The sequence below is a fragment of the Streptomyces sp. NBC_00210 genome (assembly GCF_045160975.1).
Lineage (GTDB): Bacteria > Actinomycetota > Actinomycetes > Streptomycetales > Streptomycetaceae > Streptomyces.
Map to the genome: position 1 here is coordinate 7920570 of NZ_CP108120.1, position 16906 is coordinate 7937475.

At 68.0% G+C, this 16906-nt stretch carries 14 protein-coding genes and 1 pseudogene; 3 read left to right on the plus strand and 12 right to left on the minus strand.

All coding sequences use genetic code 11. The annotated features are described in order from the left end of the window. Positions 1–20: 20 nt before the first annotated feature. Positions 21–368 (minus strand): helix-turn-helix domain-containing protein, encoded by a 348-nt coding sequence (locus OG729_RS35785; RefSeq protein WP_360885040.1) that lies wholly within the window; start codon positions 366–368, stop codon positions 21–23. Positions 369–918: 550 nt separating this feature from the next. Between OG729_RS35785 and OG729_RS35790 the strand changes: the two genes are divergently transcribed. Beyond that, positions 919–1803, plus strand: coding sequence for an NAD(P)-dependent oxidoreductase (locus tag OG729_RS35790; protein WP_405811395.1), 885 nt, complete (start codon positions 919–921; stop codon positions 1801–1803). A 230-nt stretch (positions 1804–2033) separates the two neighbouring features. Here OG729_RS35790 and OG729_RS35795 read toward each other — a convergent pair. From OG729_RS35795 to OG729_RS35830, 8 genes and pseudogenes are all read right to left on the minus strand, one after another. Beyond that, a pseudogene (locus OG729_RS35795) lies at positions 2034–2459 on the minus strand (4'-phosphopantetheinyl transferase); the annotation flags it as partial. 116 nt (positions 2460–2575) lie between these two features. Continuing rightward, complete coding sequence (locus tag OG729_RS35800; RefSeq protein WP_405810131.1) at positions 2576–4330, minus strand: acetyl/propionyl/methylcrotonyl-CoA carboxylase subunit alpha; 1755 nt, start codon at positions 4328–4330, stop codon at positions 2576–2578. A gap of 47 nt (positions 4331–4377) precedes the next feature. Then, entirely contained in the window at positions 4378–4602 is a 225-nt protein-coding gene (locus OG729_RS35805) for an acyl-CoA carboxylase epsilon subunit (RefSeq protein WP_360884498.1), read from the minus strand. Continuing rightward, on the minus strand, positions 4599–6176 hold the full coding sequence (locus OG729_RS35810) for an acyl-CoA carboxylase subunit beta (protein ID WP_405811397.1): 1578 nt from the start codon (positions 6174–6176) through the stop codon (positions 4599–4601). Before OG729_RS35810 ends, OG729_RS35805 begins: the two co-directional genes overlap by 4 nt. Positions 6177–6220: 44 nt before the next feature. Further along, the gene (locus tag OG729_RS35815; RefSeq protein ID WP_405810133.1) at positions 6221–7225 is read right to left on the minus strand and encodes a beta-ketoacyl-ACP synthase III; all 1005 of its coding nucleotides are present in this window, start codon (positions 7223–7225) and stop codon (positions 6221–6223) included. Then, entirely contained in the window at positions 7222–9012 is a 1791-nt protein-coding gene (locus tag OG729_RS35820; protein ID WP_405810135.1) for a fatty acyl-AMP ligase, read from the minus strand. Before OG729_RS35820 ends, OG729_RS35815 begins: the two co-directional genes overlap by 4 nt. Positions 9013–9015: 3 nt before the next feature. After that, a complete protein-coding gene (locus tag OG729_RS35825) occupies positions 9016–9183 on the minus strand; it encodes a hypothetical protein (protein WP_405810137.1) in 168 nt (55 codons plus the stop codon). A 271-nt stretch (positions 9184–9454) separates the two neighbouring features. After that, on the minus strand, positions 9455–9853 hold the full coding sequence (locus OG729_RS35830; RefSeq protein WP_405810138.1) for a YybH family protein: 399 nt from the start codon (positions 9851–9853) through the stop codon (positions 9455–9457). A 749-nt stretch (positions 9854–10602) separates the two neighbouring features. Here OG729_RS35830 and OG729_RS35835 point away from each other — a divergent pair. Beyond that, complete coding sequence (locus OG729_RS35835; RefSeq protein ID WP_405810140.1) at positions 10603–13041, plus strand: BTAD domain-containing putative transcriptional regulator; 2439 nt, start codon at positions 10603–10605, stop codon at positions 13039–13041. 61 nt (positions 13042–13102) lie between these two features. On the opposite strand, the gene OG729_RS35840 is transcribed toward OG729_RS35835, so the two are convergent. The 3 genes from OG729_RS35840 to OG729_RS35850 form a co-directional block, all read right to left on the minus strand. Beyond that, positions 13103–13429: a winged helix-turn-helix transcriptional regulator gene (locus OG729_RS35840; RefSeq protein ID WP_405810141.1), complete on the minus strand. Its 327-nt coding sequence runs from the start codon at positions 13427–13429 to the stop codon at positions 13103–13105. Between the two features lie 203 nt (positions 13430–13632). Continuing rightward, positions 13633–14394 carry a thioesterase II family protein gene (locus OG729_RS35845; protein ID WP_405810142.1) on the minus strand — a complete coding sequence of 254 codons (762 nt, stop codon included), beginning with the start codon at positions 14392–14394 and terminating at the stop codon, positions 13633–13635. Between the two features lie 14 nt (positions 14395–14408). After that, entirely contained in the window at positions 14409–16001 is a 1593-nt protein-coding gene (locus OG729_RS35850; RefSeq protein WP_405810143.1) for an aspartate aminotransferase family protein, read from the minus strand. A gap of 140 nt (positions 16002–16141) precedes the next feature. Here OG729_RS35850 and OG729_RS35855 point away from each other — a divergent pair, with 140 nt between their 5' ends. Further along, complete coding sequence (locus OG729_RS35855) at positions 16142–16654, plus strand: flavin reductase family protein (RefSeq protein WP_405810145.1); 513 nt, start codon at positions 16142–16144, stop codon at positions 16652–16654. Positions 16655–16906 lie beyond the last annotated feature (252 nt).

Below are 16906 nucleotides of genomic sequence, written 5' to 3' on the forward strand. Positions count from 1 at the left end.
GCTGAATTGATGGCCCGGGGTCACACGCCCTCGGGCACCGGCTCCGCCTTCTCGGGCAGGTACTCACGGCCCCAGGCGCCCAGTGGCTTGAGAGCTTCATTGAGTGCAAAGCCGCGAGGCGTCAGTGAGTACTCCACGCGCATCGGTGGTGCCTCGTATGTCTCGCGGTGGACGACGCCGTCCGCCTCCAGCTCCCGCAGATGCTGGAACAGTACCTTCTCACTGACACCCGGAATGAGCCGCCTCAGCTCCCCGAAGCGCCGGTCCTGCTGGGCGAGGGCCCAGAGGATGACTACCTTCCATTTGCCGCTGATGACTTCGACCGCGGCGTCCAGTCCGCAGTGTGTCGGCCTGACTCTGACGCTCATGCTCCCACCCCGCTAGCTGACATGTATGGCGCTCCGTAGCTCGCGCGAAACTCCGCCCGCACGAGTAACTCCATGGTAACGCAGGGTCGTTGGCCGGGGAGGTGGCGATCCGGCGTCGGCCTGATCCGGACCGCCGAGAGTCGGCCCAAGGGTCCTGGGCCCGCGAGAACGAGGTTGCGGCGGCGACGGTTCCGGGGCCGGTTCATGGCCGAGACCGTTCGCTCCATGAGCTCGGGCGCCGTCGGCCGGGACACCGCGGCCGGGCCGGGCAATTGCTCCCGGACATACGAGCCGGACATTACGTGCGGGACCTGTGACGCCCTCTCAATGCCCGGTAATTCTCCGGTAATCAGCGGCCAAGGCGCATTCGATTGGTGGTGGATTACCGTGCGGCCGCGCCCGGGCACGTACTTTGCAGTAAGTACTTGAGTGGCCGCAGGTGTCGGTATAGCTTTCCAGGGGTCGTACATAACAAGGGGCACCGTGACGGTTGTTGTCGAGGTGCACCAGTCTGCAATCCCAGTGAAATGCTAGAAGGAGCGTGGTTGTGGTGGCCGATGCAAATCATGCACCCGTATCAGTTTTAGGTCTGGGCATGATGGGGGCCGCACTGGCCGGTGCGTACCTCAAGGCGGGCCACCGGACGACCGTGTGGAACCGCTCGGCCGGCAAGGCGGACGAACTCGTCGAACAGGGCGCGGTGCGCGCGGACGACGTCGCCACAGCCGTGGCCGCCAGCGACATCCTGGTGGTTTGCGTCGTCGACTACGACGCCCTGTACACGATCCTCGACCCGGTGAAGGACTCGTTGTCCGGCAAGGTCGTCGTCAACCTCACCTCCGGCGTCCCCGAGGACGCCCGCAAGGCGGCCAAGTGGGCCGACGAGATCGGCGCCGAATACCTCGACGGCTACATCATGACGGTTCCGCCGACGGTCGGCCTGCCGCAGACGCTGCTGTTCTACGGCGGCTCGCAGTCCACGTTCGAGGCCCACGAGTCCACGCTGAAGGTGCTCGGCGGCAACAGCGTCTTCCTCGGCGCCGACGCAGGCATCGCCGCGCTCTACGACCTGGCCCTGCTGGGCATCCTTTGGTCCTCCCTGGCCAGCGCGCTGCACGGCTACGCCCTGGTCGGCAGCGAGAAGGTCCCGGCGGCCGCCCTCGCTCCGTACGCGGAGGCCTGGATCACCAATGTGGTGCTGCCCAGCGTCAAGGGCGCCGCCCAGATGGTGGACGCGGGTCAGTACGGCACGGCCTTCTCCACCACCGACCTCAACGCCGTGGGTCTGGTGAAGCTGGTCGAGGCCAGCAAGGCCCAGGGCATTCGGCCCGACCTGATGGTCCCGATCAGGGAGTTCCTGGCGAAGCGGGTGGCCGACGGCCATGGCGACGAGGCCATCGCCGGAATGATCGAGGTCATCAAGAACCCCGAGTAGGGGCGCTGCCGGCGGCTCGTCGTCTCCCTCGAGCCGCCGCTCACGCCTGGCACGGTACGCCCCCTTACCGTGCCAGGCGTCGGGCGAGTGGCGCGCAGCACCGTGATCGCCGTGGCCACCAGGCCGTCGCGGGCCAGCCACCGCCCGCTGAATGCGGTGATCGGCGCACCGGCCGACACGGGCCCGGGCAGCAGAAGTTCAGCACGGAAGGTCATGGTGCGGGGGTCGAGGGTGATGTCCGCGTCCTCGAACTCCAACGGGCGGCGGGCCAGCGGAAACCACGCTTTGTACACACTCTCCTTGGCGCTGAACAGAAGCCGGTCCCAGCAGATGCCCGGCCATCCGGCGACCAGCCCGGTCAGCCGACGGCGTTCACGCGGGAGCGATACGGCTTCCAGGACGCCGTCGGGGAGGGGACCGTGGGGCTCGGCATCGATACCGAGGGCCAGCACATCATCGGCGGGGGCGACCACAGCGGCCCGGTATCCGGCGCAGTGCGTCATGCTGCCCACGATCCCCGTGGGCCAGCGCGGCTCGCCGCGCGGCCCCGGCAGGATCGGCACGGGCCTGACCCCCAGCTGTGCCAGGGCCTCCCGCGCGCAGTACCGGGCGGTGCTGAATTCTCGCTGCCGTTCCTCGACCGATTGAGCAACCATCGCCTCTTCCTCGGGAAAGAGCGACAGCGGCTGGTCGCGAAAGGTCTCGCAGGCCGCCACCACGGCCGGCGTCAGCTGCTTGAACAGGTCCGCTCCACGAACAGCCTGATCCGCTCTCACTCCTTGATCTCGCAGATGGTGGCGCCGGAGGAGATGGAGGCGCCGACTTCTGCTGCCAGTGCCTTGATGGTGCCGGAGCGGTGTGCGTTGAGGGGCTGTTCCATTTTCATGGCTTCCAGGACGACGACGAGGTCGCCCTCGTTGACTTCCTGGCCTTCCTCGACGGCGACCTTGACGATGGTGCCCTGCATCGGGGAGGCGAGGGTGTCGCCGGAGGCCGCGGAGGCGGACTTCTTGGCGGCGCGGCGCTTGGGCTTGGCGCCGGCGGCCAGGCCGGTGCGGGCCAGCGTCATGCCGAGCGAGGAGGGCAGGGAGACCTCGAGGCGCTTGCCGCCGACCTCGACGATGACGGTCTCGCGGCCCGGCTCGTCCTCGGTCTCCGCCTCGGTGGGCGCGGCGAACGGCTTGATCTCGTTGACGAACTCGGTCTCGATCCACCGGGTGTGGACGGTGAACGGGTCGGCGGTGAAGGCGGGGTCGGTGACGACCGCGCGGTGGAAGGGGATGGCGGTGGCCATGCCCTCCACCTGGAACTCCGCCAGCGCGCGGGAGGCGCGCTGCAGCGCCTGCCGGCGGGTGGCGCCGGTGACGATCAGCTTGGCGAGCAGCGAGTCCCAGGCCGGGCCGATCACGCTGCCGGACTCCACGCCCGCGTCCAGGCGCACGCCGGGGCCGCTGGGCGGGTTGAAGGCGGTGACGGTGCCGGGGGCGGGGAGGAAGCCCCGGCCGGGGTCTTCGCCGTTGATGCGGAATTCGAAGGAGTGGCCGCGGATGGCGGGGTCGTCGTAGCCGAGTTCCTCGCCGTCGGCGATGCGGAACATCTCGCGGACCAGGTCGATGCCGGTGACCTCTTCGGTGACCGGGTGCTCGACCTGCAGGCGGGTGTTGACCTCGAGGAACGAGATCGTGCCGTCGACTCCGACGAGGAACTCGACGGTGCCGGCGCCGACGTAGCCGGCTTCCTTGAGGATGGCTTTGGAGGCGGCGTACAGCTGGTCGTTCTGGGCCTGGGACAGGAAGGGGGCCGGGGCCTCCTCCACCAGTTTCTGGTGGCGGCGCTGCAGGGAGCAGTCACGGGTGGAGACGACGACGACGTTGCCGTGGGAGTCGGCCAGGCACTGGGTCTCCACGTGGCGGGGCTTGTCGAGGTAGCGCTCGACGAAGCACTCGCCGCGGCCGAACGCGGCAACGGCCTCGCGCACCGCGGAGTCGTACAGCTCCGGCACCTCTTGCAGCGTGCGGGCGACCTTCAGACCACGGCCGCCGCCGCCGAATGCTGCCTTGATCGCGATGGGCAGGCCGTGCTCCTCGGCGAAGGCGACGACCTCGTCGGCACCGGAGACCGGGTCGGGGGTGCCCGCGACCAGCGGGGCGCCGGCGCGCTGGGCGATGTGGCGGGCGGCGACCTTGTCACCCAGATCGCGGATGGCCTGCGGGGGCGGGCCGATCCAGGTCAGACCGGCGTCCAGGACGGCCTGGGCGAAGTCGGCGTTCTCCGAGAGGAAGCCGTATCCGGGGTGGATGGCGTCCGCGCCGGAGTCCTTTGCGGCCTGGAGCACCTTGGCCATGTCCAGATAGCTGGTGGCCGGGGTGTCACCGCCCAGGGCGAACGCTTCGTCGGCCGCGCGGACATGCAGCGCATCCCGGTCCGGATCGGCGTAGACGGCTACGCTCGCGATCTGGGCGTCCCGGCAAGCACGGGCAACGCGGACAGCGATTTCGCCACGGTTGGCGATGAGCACCTTGCGCACGACGATCCTCTTCCTTTCATCTCCTGATGGTTCTTGCCGCATGGCGGTCATCTCCAGCCGCTCTTGCGCCATGCTCCCGGACCGCGCTGCCCCGGCTGGGGCCGCAGCCCGTCCATCCGCCGCCGGCGCCGCCCGCCGAGTTCGCCGGGCGCCTCGTGCTGCTGGGCGCTTTGGGCGGCGAGAGCCCGAAGCGCCACCAGAGCGGCCGCCAGCTCCTCGGCTGTCGGACGGCCTCGCAGCACCTGTACGTCGATGGCGGCGGACCGGGTCACAGGGGGATGTTCCCGTGCTTGCGCGGCAGCCGGGTGACGCGTTTGTCGCGCAGCGCCCACAAGGCACTGGCCACCTGCTGCCGGGTCTCGTGCGGCATGATCACCACATCGACGTAGCCTCGCTCGGCGGCCACATAGGGATTGCACAGAGCCTTCTCGTACTCGCCGCGCAGCCGCTCCCGATCGGCCTCCGGGTTCGCGGACTTCTCAAGCGTACGGCGGTGCAGCACGCTCACCGCGCTCTCGCCGCCCATCACCGCGATCTCGGCCGTCGGCCAGGCAAGATTGACGTCGGTGCCAAGATGCTTGGAGCCCATGACGCCGTAGCCGCCGCCGTAGGCCTTCCTGGTGACCACGGTGACCATGGGGACGGTCGCCTCCGCGTATGCGTAGATCAGCTTGGCGCCACGGCGAATGATGCCGCCCTGCTCCTGTTCGAGGCTGGGCATGAAGCCCGGGACGTCCACGAACGTGAGGATCGGGATGTGGAAGGCGTCGCACATACGGATGAAGCGGGCCGCCTTTTCGCTGGCATCGATGTCGAGCACCCCCGCCATGAAGGTGGGCTGGTTGGCGACGACGCCCACGCTGCGGCCCTCGACACGTCCGAATCCGCAGATGATGTTCCGTGCGAACAGCGGCTGTACCTCGAGCAGTTCGCCGTCGTCGAGGACGGTGTGCACAAGGCGCAGCATGTCGTACGGCTGATTGCGGTCGTCGGGGATGAGGCTGTCCAGCGCCAGATCCGCCTCGCCGATGATGTCCTTCTGCCCGCTCTCCGCGTAGACGGGCGGGTCCTCCATGTTGTTCGACGGCAGATAGCCCAGCAGCTGCCGTACGTACTCGAACGCGTCCTTCTCGTCGAGCGCCAGATAATGGGCGTTGCCGGAGACGGTGTTGTGGTTGCGGGCGCCGCCCAGTTCTTCGCGGTCGACGGCCTGACCGGTGACCGTACGCAGCACCTCGGGCCCGGTCACGAACATGTGGGAGATGCCGTCGACCATGACCACGAAGTCGGTGATCGCCGGGGCGTAGACGGCTCCTCCGGCGCACGGTCCGGTCATAAGGGAGATCTGCGGAACCACTCCCGACGCCTCCACATGCCGCTTGACCAGCTCTGCGTAGAGGGCGAGCGAGACCACACCCTCCTGGATGCGCGCGCCGCCGGAGTCATTGATGCCGATGATGGGGGTGCCGGTGCGGATGGCGAAGTCCAGCACTTTGACGATCTTCTCGCCGTTCACCTCGCCCAGGGAGCCGCCGAAGACGGTGAAGTCCTGGGCGAAGAGGCAGACTTGGCGGCCGTCGACGGTGCCGTACCCGGTGATCACGCCGTCGCCGAGCGGACGCTCCCGCTCCATGCCGAAGTTGTGACTGCGGTGCCGGGCCAGCGCGTCCAGTTCGACGAAGGACCCCGGGTCCAGCAGGGCTTCGACCCGTTCGCGGGCGGTCAGCTTCCCCTTGGCGCGCTGGCGCTCGGCCGCTCCGGCGTCGTAGGGCTCGGCAACAATGGCCCGGCGCCGCGCCAGTTCGGCGATCCGCTCCTGTGTCGTACCGCCGTCGTCGCCCGGCATTGCCTCTCCCGTACGTGCTGTGTTCGCGGATTCTTCGGAATGTGTCATGGCAGGGTCACCACCTGGGCCGCGTGCACCAGGCCGGCACCGAAGCCGACGAGGAGCGCATGGCCGCCGGACGCCACGGCGCCCTGTGACAACAGGCTGTCGATGGCGAGCGGGATCGAGGCGGCCGAGGTGTTGCCGGACTCGACGATGTCTCTGGCCACGGCGGTGTGCGGGGCGAGATCGAGCGCCTTGGCCGCCGAGTCCACGATCCGCGCGTTGGCCTGGTGGGGGATGAACGCCGCCAGGTCGGAGCTCTCCAGACCGGCCGCGTCCAGCGCCTGCCGGGCGGTCTCCGGTACCTGCCGGGTCGCCCAGCGGAACACCTCGGGCCCGGCCATGCGCAGAACGGGCCAGGGCCCGGTCCGCTCACGTGTGTCCAGCCAACTCCGGTCATGTGCGATCAGTCCGTGCCGCTGCCCGTCGGCGCCCCAGACGACAGGGCCGATGCCGGCTGTCTCGGCGGGGCCCACGACTGCCGCGCCCGCTCCGTCGCCGAAGATGAACGCCGTTCCCCGGTCCTCGGGGTCGATGATGTCGCTCATCTTCTCCGCGCCGATGACCAGGACGTGGCCGACCGAACCGGACCGCACGAGGGAGTCGGCCAGCGCCAGGGCGTAGCAGAATCCGGCGCAGGCGGCGCCGATGTCGGTGGCCGCGGCGGCATGCGAGCCGATCAGATGGGCGACCCGGGGCGCGGCCGTGGGGGCCTGCTCGAGATGGGACATCGATGCCAGCAGCACCATGCCCACATCTGCCGGGTCGATGCCCGAGTGGGCCAGCGCCTTCACGGCTGCTTCCGCGGCCATGGTGACGACTGTCTCCTCGTCCCCGGCGAAGCGCCGGCTGACGATCCCGGACCGCCGACGTATCCATGCGTCGGAGGAGTCGATACGGGCACACACCTCGTCGTTGTCCACCACCCTGGCCGGCCGGTAGACACCGATGCCGAGGATGCGGGAGCCCGCCGGGCCCCGCGCGGTGCGCAACACCTTCGCCGTCATCGCGACACCTGCGCGGACCCGGCCGGGGCCACCACGAAGGCGTCCAACGAGCCGTCCTCGTACCGCCGTCGGCAGGCTCGGCGCTGCACCTTGCCGCTGGAGGTCTTGGAGAGCGCGCCACGGCGTACGACGAGGATGTCCTCGGCCTCCAGCCGGTGGCTCTCACGGATTGCGTCGCGTATGCGCTCGCGCAGCTTCTGCTCGCCGGGGGTCCGAAGGACCCGGCCGTCCGCCTCGACCACCACCACGAGCCGCTCCTCGGTGCCGTCGTCGACGGAGAACGCGGCGGCGCAGTTGGGGTGCAGACCGGGCACCGCCGACTCGGCCGTCAACTCGATGTCCTGCGGGTAGTAGTTGCGGCCCTTGCGGATCACGACGTCCTTGAGGCGCCCGGTGACATAGAGCTCGCCGTTGTGCAGGAATCCGAGGTCACCGCTGCGCAGATAGGTCTGTTCCGCGGTCCGGGGCGTGCCGCGCAGGCGGGCACGGAACGTCTCCTCGCTCAGCTCGGGCCTGCCCAGATACCCGGCGGCCACGCACGGCCCGCTGATCCAGATCTCCCCGACCCGGCTCGACGGGCAGAGCTCCAGGGTGACCGGATCCACCGTGCACACCTGGGTGCCGAGGACCGGGACACCGCTGCTGACCATGGGTGTCGCTCCCTCGGCTGCTTCGCCGACGATCTCGATCCGGTTCTCGCCCAGGGCCCGGGCGGACAGCCACAGTGCCGAGGGCTTGCGGTCCTGGGGGCTCCCGGTGGCCTTCAGCGTGTTCTCGGCGAGTCCGTAACCCGGGGCCATGGCACGGGAGTTGAAGCCATAGGGGGCGAATGCCTCATCGAACGCGCGGATGGTCCCCCAGCGAACGGGCTCGGCGCCATTGGCGGCGACCCGCCAACTGGAGAGGTCGCCCACGTCCGCGGTCCTGCCCTCATCGGCGGCTCGGACACAGAGTTCATAGGCGAAGCTGGGTGCCGCCGCGTGGGTGCCGCGGAACCGGGAGATCGCCTCCAGCCAGCGTGCGGGCCGGCGGATGAAGGCATCGGGCGCCATGAGGTACGAAGGCGCCCCTGCCCAGAGGGGGAGCACCACGCCGAACAACATCCCCATGTCGTGGAAGAGCGGCAGCCAGGAGACGAACGTCCCCTGCGGCTCGCAGGGCCACAACTCGTCCGTCTCCACCACATTGCTCAGGAAGTTGGCGTGGGTCACCATCACGCCCTTCGGGTCTCCGGTGGACCCGGAGGTGTACTGGAGCAGCGCGATGCCGTCGGGGTCCGAGACCGGGAGTGCGTACGAGGCGGGGGCGTCGGACGACGGCGGTGCGAGCGCCTCGGTGTTGAGGAGCGTCAGTCCGGCGAGTTCCGGCAGATCGCCGAACCGCTCTTCCAGATCGCGCTTGACCTCCGCCGTGGTCAACACCGTGGAGGTGCCGGCGTCGTCGGCGATGCGGCGCAGCCGTTCGACGCCCTGGCGACGGCGCGGGACCTGGACGGGGGCGCCGGCCACTCCCGCGTACATGCAGCCGATCAGGGTGCGGATGAACTCAAGGCCCGACGGGTAGAGCAGAATCGCGCTCTTTCCGGTCAGCCCGGCCGTTTCGAGCGCGGCGGCCCGGGCGCACGCGTCGTCGTCGAGTTCCCGGTAGGTGAGGGAATCTTCGGGTTCCTCGCCATTACGCAGAAAGACATAGGCGGTCTCGTCGGGCTGCTTCTCGCTGCGCAGCCGCAAGGCGTCGGGAAGGGTACGAATCTCGGCCACGAGGCGGTCGGGTGCGGTGGTGGTCATCTCTCACTTCTCCTTGCCGGGATGGGAACTCGCCGTGGGCAGGACCGTCGTCGCGGCCAAGGAGAGGGAGAGGACGGCTCTCAGGATTTCGGCGTTGCTCGGCACCATGGGGAGTGGGAAATCGCCTGCATCGGCCGTGCTCGCCGGCACGGCCTCGGATATGTGATCCATGGGCACGCCCTTTCCGTGGAATATACGGTGCAACAGCAATGCGGTACTGGATTTCAAGCTGCTGAAGCGACCCTACCCGGCAATCCGTTTCTGCCCTTCAGATCTCAGTCACGGCGCGGTAACCGCTCGTTCTGAGAGTGCGCCGGGAATCGTGAAGTCGGCCGAGAAGGCAGGAAGCCCCTGTATCGGCGGGATTTCATGCCGATACAGGGGCTCCGATGCAGAGGCCCAAAGGGGGTGAATGCGTCGAGCGGCGTGCCGTGACGGCGTGTTATGCCGCGTGAACGTCCGCTACCGGACGGTCGATGGCCAGTCGCCACTCTCCCTTTTCGTCCCGGACCAGAACGTCGGTGCAGGTCCCGTGCACATTCGTGACCTCGCCGTCCGGGCTGGGGATGTCGAGGCTGTAGTCCACGATGAGCAGCGAGGTGTCGCCGGTCGTGTAGGTCTGCAGCACCTTGGAATTGATCTTCGGGCCCATGGCCAGAAAATCCTTGAAGAACTGTGTACGCTCGGCTCCGGTGAGAGGGGCGCCGGAGATGTTGGAGATCGCGTCGCCGGTGTACATCGAGTCGTACAGTGCGCCGTCGCCCTCATTAAAAATGCGGACGAAGAGCTCATTCTGCTGGTGGGGGTCTTCGGGTATGTCGAAACCGGGTCCATCGCTCATGCGGAAGCTGCTCCCAACTCTCCAGTGATCGTCGATCGCTAGCCGTATAAAGGCTTCGAAAAGCATTGCAGAGGCCGTACGCGCTCCGGTCACGGACCGGTAACCTGGCATTCTGCGGAGCAATGGTGAGTCAGGGGTTACCTGTTGATGGGCGTGGCCTCCCGGCAGCGTCGCCGGGCGAGTTTCGGCCATGTGTGCCGAGGTGTCCAGCGCCGGCCCCAGCCACACCCGAAGTTAATTGCTTTCCTCAAAGTTAGTACTTACCCTGAAGTCGGGCCCCTGCTAAGGGTCGGTCGGGAATGGTGCCGACGCGTGGGGGCGATGGGGGAGGTTGTGGGGAGCGAGGAAGTCAGGGGGCCGATCCATCCATCGCTCACTAGCCACTATCTCGTTTACGTCGCCCTTAATTGCGTCATGTCCGACATCTCATCTGCTTCTACCCATTTCAGGCCAAGCGTTATGGTTTGCATGATTCTGTACCGCACTAGGGGGAAGTTGTGCAATTTCAGATCTTGGGGCCAATGGAAGTGTTCGACGACCGCTGCTCGTTGGCGCTCGGCGGTACCAAGCAGAGAGCGACTCTCGGCTATCTGTTGTTGCAGGCCAATCGAGTGGTGGCAACCAGCCAACTGCTTAACGCTTTATGGTCTGTTGATGACGCCCCTATTTCCGCGAGGAAAATTCTGCAGAACGCCGTGTGGGGCTTACGGCGCGTACTCACCAGGGGGGAATCGCCGGACGCCGCTCTGGTGACCCAGGCGCCTGGATACAAACTGAGCGTCGACCTCAATGACATCGATCTGTTCCGCTTCCAGCGCCAGATGGACGCCGGACGGGAAGAACTCGCGGCCGGCGAGCCCGAGCAGGCCGCGCAGATCCTCCGGGGCGCCCTTGCCCTGTGGCGCGGCCCGGTTCTGGCGGATCTCGTCGAGGCGGGTATCAACTGGCCGGAGCTGTCAGCCGCGCAGAACGCGCAGTGGGACGCGATGGAGGACTACTTCGACGCGGAGCTGGCCTGTGGGCGCCATCTTGCGGTGCTCAGCGAACTGGAGGCCATGGTCGAGAGCATGGCCCTGCGGGAGCGTTCCTCGGGGCAGCTCATGCTGGCGCTCTACCGCAGTGGTCGCCAGGCGGACGCGCTCAGTGTCTACAGCAGGGTGCGTACGGCGCTGGTGGAGGAACTCGGCCTGGAACCCGGCCGGGAACTACAACTGTTGCAGCAGGCGATACTGGCGCACGATCCGTCGCTGATGCCGCCCAGGGGAGCCGTCCATGGTGAACCCGCCGGGCTGGGGGCGGTGGTCCTGAGCCCGGTCGCCGCGGTGGACTCACCGGTCGGGGCGCAAGAACCGACCGCTGCCCACGGGACTGCCCGGCCGCCCACGACGCGCACCGCCGCGGAAGCCGCGGTGACGCACGAGGCGGCCGCCCTGCACGAAGCGCCTCGCCAGGACGCCAGGCCGCGCGAACTGACTGCCTCATGTGAGGTCGCACATGGCCTGGCCGTCATCGATGAGACGACCGCCGTCCCCGTCGCCCGTGCCCATGAGTCGGCCGACATGTCCCACCCGCCCCAAGCCGCCGCCATGCACAACGAGTTGCCGGCGCCTGCTCACGAAGGCCCCCGCCACGGGAACACGGGCGGTACGCCCGACGCGGCGACTCGGGCCTTTGGCGGCGAGCGACGCACCGAACCCCGCACTGCGCGCAAGTCCGTCAGCGCGCTGCTCGTCCGCACGCAACTCGGCCCGGAGCTCGCCCACATCGACGCTCTGCGCATTGACGAGATACTCGAGGACGTGTCCCACCGGATCAAGGAGAACATCGAGCACTTCGACGGAACCGTCAGCGCGACCATCGGCTCCGTCTCGATGGCGCTCTTCGGTGCCCACGGGGAGTGCGAGGACGCTGCCGAGCGCGCAGTGCTGGCCGCGCTGACCATTGGTGACGAGCTGCTCTCCGGGGCAGCCCCCACCACTCGCCCCCCGTCCCTGTCAGGGGGGTTGTCCTTCCATGCGGCCGTCGTCACGGGGGAGGCACTGGTGCGCTATCAGCCCGACGGCGGGAGCCCGCTGTCGATCACAGGAGCCCTGCTCGACAGGGGCCACGCCCTGCTGTCCCACGCCGACGCGAGCGAGATACGGGTCTGCGACGACACCCGCCGGGCCACCGAGTCCACGCTCGAGTACAACAGAAGTGACAACGTTGGCGAGTGGACGGTCCAAGGAATCTGCCGCGACCCCATGCGACAGGACTCCATGCCCACCGTGGACCGGGAGTTCGAACTGGAACTGCTGCAGGGTCTGGCCGAGCGCAGCCGGCACCGGTCCACCTCGCATCTCGTCACCGTCCTCGGGGATGCAGGGACTGGCAAGACGCGATTCCTGGACGAGTTCGAGCGGCAGAACTCCGACCGGTCGTATCTGGCCCGATTCCGGGTGCCGAGTCCGGCCGCCGGAGGCCCCTACGTGCCGCCCGACGGGTCGCGCGGGGCAAGGATGAGTACCGTTCACGCCGTTCAGCGCGAGCTGGTCAATGCCCTCTGTGCGATCCAGCCGGGTGACTCTCCGCAGCTCGCGATGGACAAGCTCACCGCCACCATCCACCGCCTGGTCGACGACGAGGAGCGGGTGGGCCGGCTGATGGCCTGCCTGGCCCCGTTCGTCGACCCCGAGGCCGGTCCGTTCCTGCTGAGGGACTCGGCGACGGAGCTGGCCGCATGGCGTCAGTTCCTGGAGCGGACGGCCCTTGACCGTCCGCTTGTTCTCATCGTCGACGATCTCCACTCGGCCGACGACGACCTGCTGGACTTCGTCGACGGGATGGCCGACTTCTCGGGGGTGCCCCTCTTCGTGGTGGCCTCGGCCCGCCCGGAGCTGCTGGGGCGCCGGCCGGAGTGGGGCGGCGGAAAACGGCACTTCACCACGATCACTTTGGAAGCACTCTCGGACGCCGCTGTGGACCAGCTGGTCGACTTCCTTCTCTCACCCGCGCTGAGCGAGCGCAAGGGGTCGGCCCGCTGGTTCCACAGGCGGCTTTACGCCACTGCGGGCGACCGGCCGGACGAACGCCGCCGCTATATCCGAACACTCCTGAGCATGGGCGCCCCCAGGCGCCTGTTCGGGAGCCAAGGCAACGCCTGTCTGACTGTCGCAGAGCCCCTGCTGTCCGGATCCGGACGGATGTAGAACACCGCAGCACGGCAGGGCAAGGCATCAACCACCTGGTCCGAGTCGCCCGACGGACTCGTCAGACCTGGACCTCGACCGGGACTTCCACCGGAATCTCATCCGGGACGTCGACTCGGACCAGGTGCTTGCGGCCCCATGCCCCGAGTGGCCTCAGTGCTTCGAAGAGGGCTTCACCTCGTGGTCTGAGGGAGTACTCGACCCGCAACGGCGCCTCGTCGTACATCTCGCGCAGGACGATTCCATCCGCCTCCAGCTCCCGCAACTGCTGGATCAACACCTTCTCGCTGACTCCGGGGACATGCCGCCGCAATTCACCGAAGCGGCGGTGCTGTTGGTGGAGAGCCCAGAGAATGAGAACTTTCCACTTACCGCTGATGACCTCCATTGCAGCGTCCAGGCCACATTCGCGTGGTCTCGCCCTCACAGTCATGCACGCACACCCCCGCCAACTTCCCTGCAGTTACTGGACCTTAGGTAAAAATGAGCGTCCCCAGGGTAACGCGGCGCCGCGATTCGTGTGCGAGCGGTAGCTGGTCACCGCCTATTTGGCGTGAAGCGGTCGTTCGCCGGACGGCGCGCCGACTGCATTCAGGCGGCCGACTCGTCTCGCGCTCCGGCACCAAGACGGCCCGAGATGACGGAGGCGACCTCACCCATGCGGTCGTCCAGGTAGAAGTGACCGCCGGTGAAAACGCGCAGCTCGGTCGATTCGGTGGAGAACTTGCCCCAGGCCGCGGCCTCCTCGACGGTGACGACCGGGTCCGCGTCGCCGACCAGCACGGTCAGCGGACAACTCAGCGGCCACCCCGGCTCCCACGCGTAGCCCGCAAGCGCCCGGTAGTCGGCGCGCAGCGCGGGCATCACCATCTCCATCAGCTCCGGGTCGTCGAGCACCCTGCTGCCCGTGCCGCCGAGCCTTCGGATCTCGGCGCGCAGCTCCGCGTCGCCGTGCAGCCGGTCGCTGGTGCGAGGGCCCGTGGACGGTGTGCTGCGCCCTGACACAAACAGGTGTACGGGGCCGGGAATCGACTGCTTCTCCAGCCGGCGCGCCGTCTCATAGGCGACGATCGCGCCCATGCTGTGGCCGAAAAAGGCGTACGGCCGCCCCGCGGACTCCCGCCCTACTTGCTCCGCGAGCAGATCCGCCAGGACGCCGATGTCCTCGATGCCCGGCTCCAGGCGGCGGTCCTGCCGCCCGGGGTACTGCACCGACAGCGCCTCCACGGACGGCAACAGCGCCCGCGACAACGGGATGTACGCGCTCGCCGCGCCGCCGGCGTGCGGGAAGCAGTACAGCCGCTGCGCCCCGGCCTCGGCCGTGCCGTACCGCCGGAACCATTCACCGCGCATGATCCGACCTCCCGTCACGAGCCGAAGAACCGCTGCTCGTTCTGGTCCCGCAGGACCACGCACAGCTCTCGCAGCGCGACTTCCAGCCGCTTCACCTCGGCGTCGGTCAGCAGCACCGACGGCTCGAAGCGCAAAGTATTCACGGCGCTGGCGGTCGGGAAGGTCCGGATCCGGTGCGCGCGGAAGAGATAGCCGGAGACGACATAGCCGAAGGTGTCGGTGAGGGCGGCGTCACGGATTCCGGCGACGCTCGATGCAGACTGGTCGTGGAATTCCAGTCCGAGCATCAGCCCCTTGCCCCGTACGTCCTTGACCACATCGGGGAACTCCTCGCGCAGCGCCAGGAACAGCGCCGTCAGCCGGTCCCCCCAGTCCCGCGCCAGCCGGTACGCCCGGCCGTCCTCGGCCTCCAGCAGCTGAAGCACCTTCAGGGCTAGCGTGGACGAGAACGTGTCCTTCGCGAAGGTCGAGCTGTGCACCAGCTCGAATTCGTGCCGGTAGCGGCTGCCGCTGATCAGGGTCACCGCCGTCTTGGCGATCCCGCCGCCCAGGCTCTTGGCCAGGGTGTAGTAGTCCGCCCGCAGACCGATGAGCGAGCTGGCGAAGAAGGCACCGGTGCGGCCCATGCCGCTCTGGATCTCGTCGATCACGATCGGGCAGTCGGCCGCCGTGCAGGCCCGCTGAATTTCGGCGGCGAGCTCCTCGGTGACCACCTTGATGCCGCCCTCACCCTGGATCACCTCGAAGACGAATGCGCCGAAGACCGGGAAGTCCCGCTCGACGACAGTGACCTCGCTGCCCTCGACCACGACGTCGAATACGGTGCCGCGCTCCTCGTCGAAGACCTTGCCGAGGGCTTCCGGCTGGTCGAAGGGGATGAACCTGGCCTGCGGAGCCATGGCCGAGAACGGCGTGCGGAACGAGGCATTGTGCGTCAGCTGAACACTGCCGACCAGCTTGCCGTGGAACGAGCCTTCCAGGGTGAGGAACAGCGGGGGCCTGCTCGTGCGCTCCGCATTCTGACGCTGAATCCCGGCCACCAGCCGTTCGAAGCCGGAGGTACCGCCCGAGCGGTCGGCCGCGCCGATCCCCAGCAGGTCGTACGCCGCCTCCGTCACCTTGGCGCCGCCGTCCTGGACCGCGGTACGGGCGGCGTCGATGTGCGTGGCGATCTCCTGGCCGAGCGCCTGGATCTTCAGCATCCGGTCGAATTCGGCGTGCTTGAGCGCGACCTCGACGGACTCGGCGCCGCTGTTGGAGAACACCGCGAAATAGGGCTCGTCGACGCCGAATTCGCGATGCAGGATGGTGTTGAGCGTGGTGGCGACATTGCTTGCCGCGGGCTGCCGGGAAGCCTGTGCGAGGACCGGCGTGCCGGCGTCCAGGAAGTCCTTGGCGGCCGCGACGATTTCGGGGTGGTTGTGCCCGAGAATGAGCGCGCCATAGCCTCCCGCGTAGTCGAGGACGGATATCCGCTCGCCCTTGTCGTCGAGGAAGTGGAGCGTGTTTCCCTCGCCCTGTACGTACTCGACGTCGACGCCGAGCATGGACAGCCACTGGAGCATCATCGGATCGGCGAGTTCGAGTTCAGAAGTTTGTGAGGACATGGGCCGACCATACGGGCGCGCGGCGAATTCGCTTCCCAGTGTCCGGTCATGAAGCGGTAAGTGTGCCTGGAACTCGTCCGGTTAGCGATGCGTGACCTCGCGGTGGGCATGGGGATGTCGGGCGCGGATACGTTTGCGGCATGTCCAGCAACGGGCGAATGACGCCAACCCTTGCGCCCGCGTCGATGCGCGAGGTGATGTCCCAGTTCGCGACCGGTGTCATCGTGCTCACCGTCGGCGGTGAGCACATCCATGGCATGACGGCCAACGCGTTCAGTTCGGTATCCCTGGAGCCGCCACTGCTGCTTTGCTGTGTGTCCCACAGCGCCGTGATGCACCGGGCGGTCTCGTCCGAGCGGCGCTTCGCGGTGTCCATCATGGGCGCCGACCAGGAGCCCTTGGCGCGGTACTTCGCGGACAAGGAACGCCCCCTGGGACCCGACCAGTTCAACACGGTCGACTGGCGTCCCGGGCAGCACACGGGGGCGCCGCTGCTCTCGGGAGCAATGGCCTGGCTGGAGTGCGAGCTCAGCGAGTCGTACGACTCGGGAGACCACTCGATCTTCATAGGAACGGTGCTTGGCTCGACCCGGGGGGCAGGTCAGGAGGGCCTGCTGTTCTTCGACGGAAAGTTCCGTCGCGTCGCCCCCTAGGTGTGCAACTCGCTTCGTCGCCCGAAGAGCGGCCGTGCGGCGCCCGGTGCGCGCTCTCGGTGTGCCGGGCGAAAGCCCTCGAGCGCGCTGCCTACCTGCCACCCCGTCTCCTCCAAGCGGCGGAGCCCCTCCAGGTCTCGCCTCCAGGTCTCGCCGTCGAATCATCTCCGGTGGTGGATCACGGTCGGGTGATGCCGCACCACTGCCTCAAGGGGTTGAACGCCACCCGATGCGACAAGACCGCCCCCGTTC

Bases quoted from the DNA above. Each gene is read 5' to 3' on its own strand.
- OG729_RS35785 (WP_360885040.1), bottom strand. From the start codon at position 368: ATGAGCGTCAGAGTCAGGCCGACACACTGCGGACTGGACGCCGCGGTC.
- OG729_RS35825 (WP_405810137.1), bottom strand. From the start codon at position 9,183: ATGGATCACATATCCGAGGCCGTGCCGGCGAGCACGGCCGATGCAGGC.
- OG729_RS35850 (WP_405810143.1), bottom strand. From the start codon at position 16,001: ATGTCCTCACAAACTTCTGAACTCGAACTCGCCGATCCGATGATGCTC.
- OG729_RS35810 (WP_405811397.1), bottom strand. From the start codon at position 6,176: ATGCCGGGCGACGACGGCGGTACGACACAGGAGCGGATCGCCGAACTG.
- OG729_RS35840 (WP_405810141.1), bottom strand. From the start codon at position 13,429: ATGGAGGTCATCAGCGGTAAGTGGAAAGTTCTCATTCTCTGGGCTCTC.
- OG729_RS35820 (WP_405810135.1), bottom strand. From the start codon at position 9,012: ATGACCACCACCGCACCCGACCGCCTCGTGGCCGAGATTCGTACCCTT.
- OG729_RS35815 (WP_405810133.1), bottom strand. From the start codon at position 7,225: ATGACGGCGAAGGTGTTGCGCACCGCGCGGGGCCCGGCGGGCTCCCGC.
- OG729_RS35845 (WP_405810142.1), bottom strand. From the start codon at position 14,394: ATGCGCGGTGAATGGTTCCGGCGGTACGGCACGGCCGAGGCCGGGGCG.
- OG729_RS35830 (WP_405810138.1), bottom strand. From the start codon at position 9,853: ATGAGCGATGGACCCGGTTTCGACATACCCGAAGACCCCCACCAGCAG.
- OG729_RS35855 (WP_405810145.1), top strand. From the start codon at position 16,142: ATGTCCAGCAACGGGCGAATGACGCCAACCCTTGCGCCCGCGTCGATG.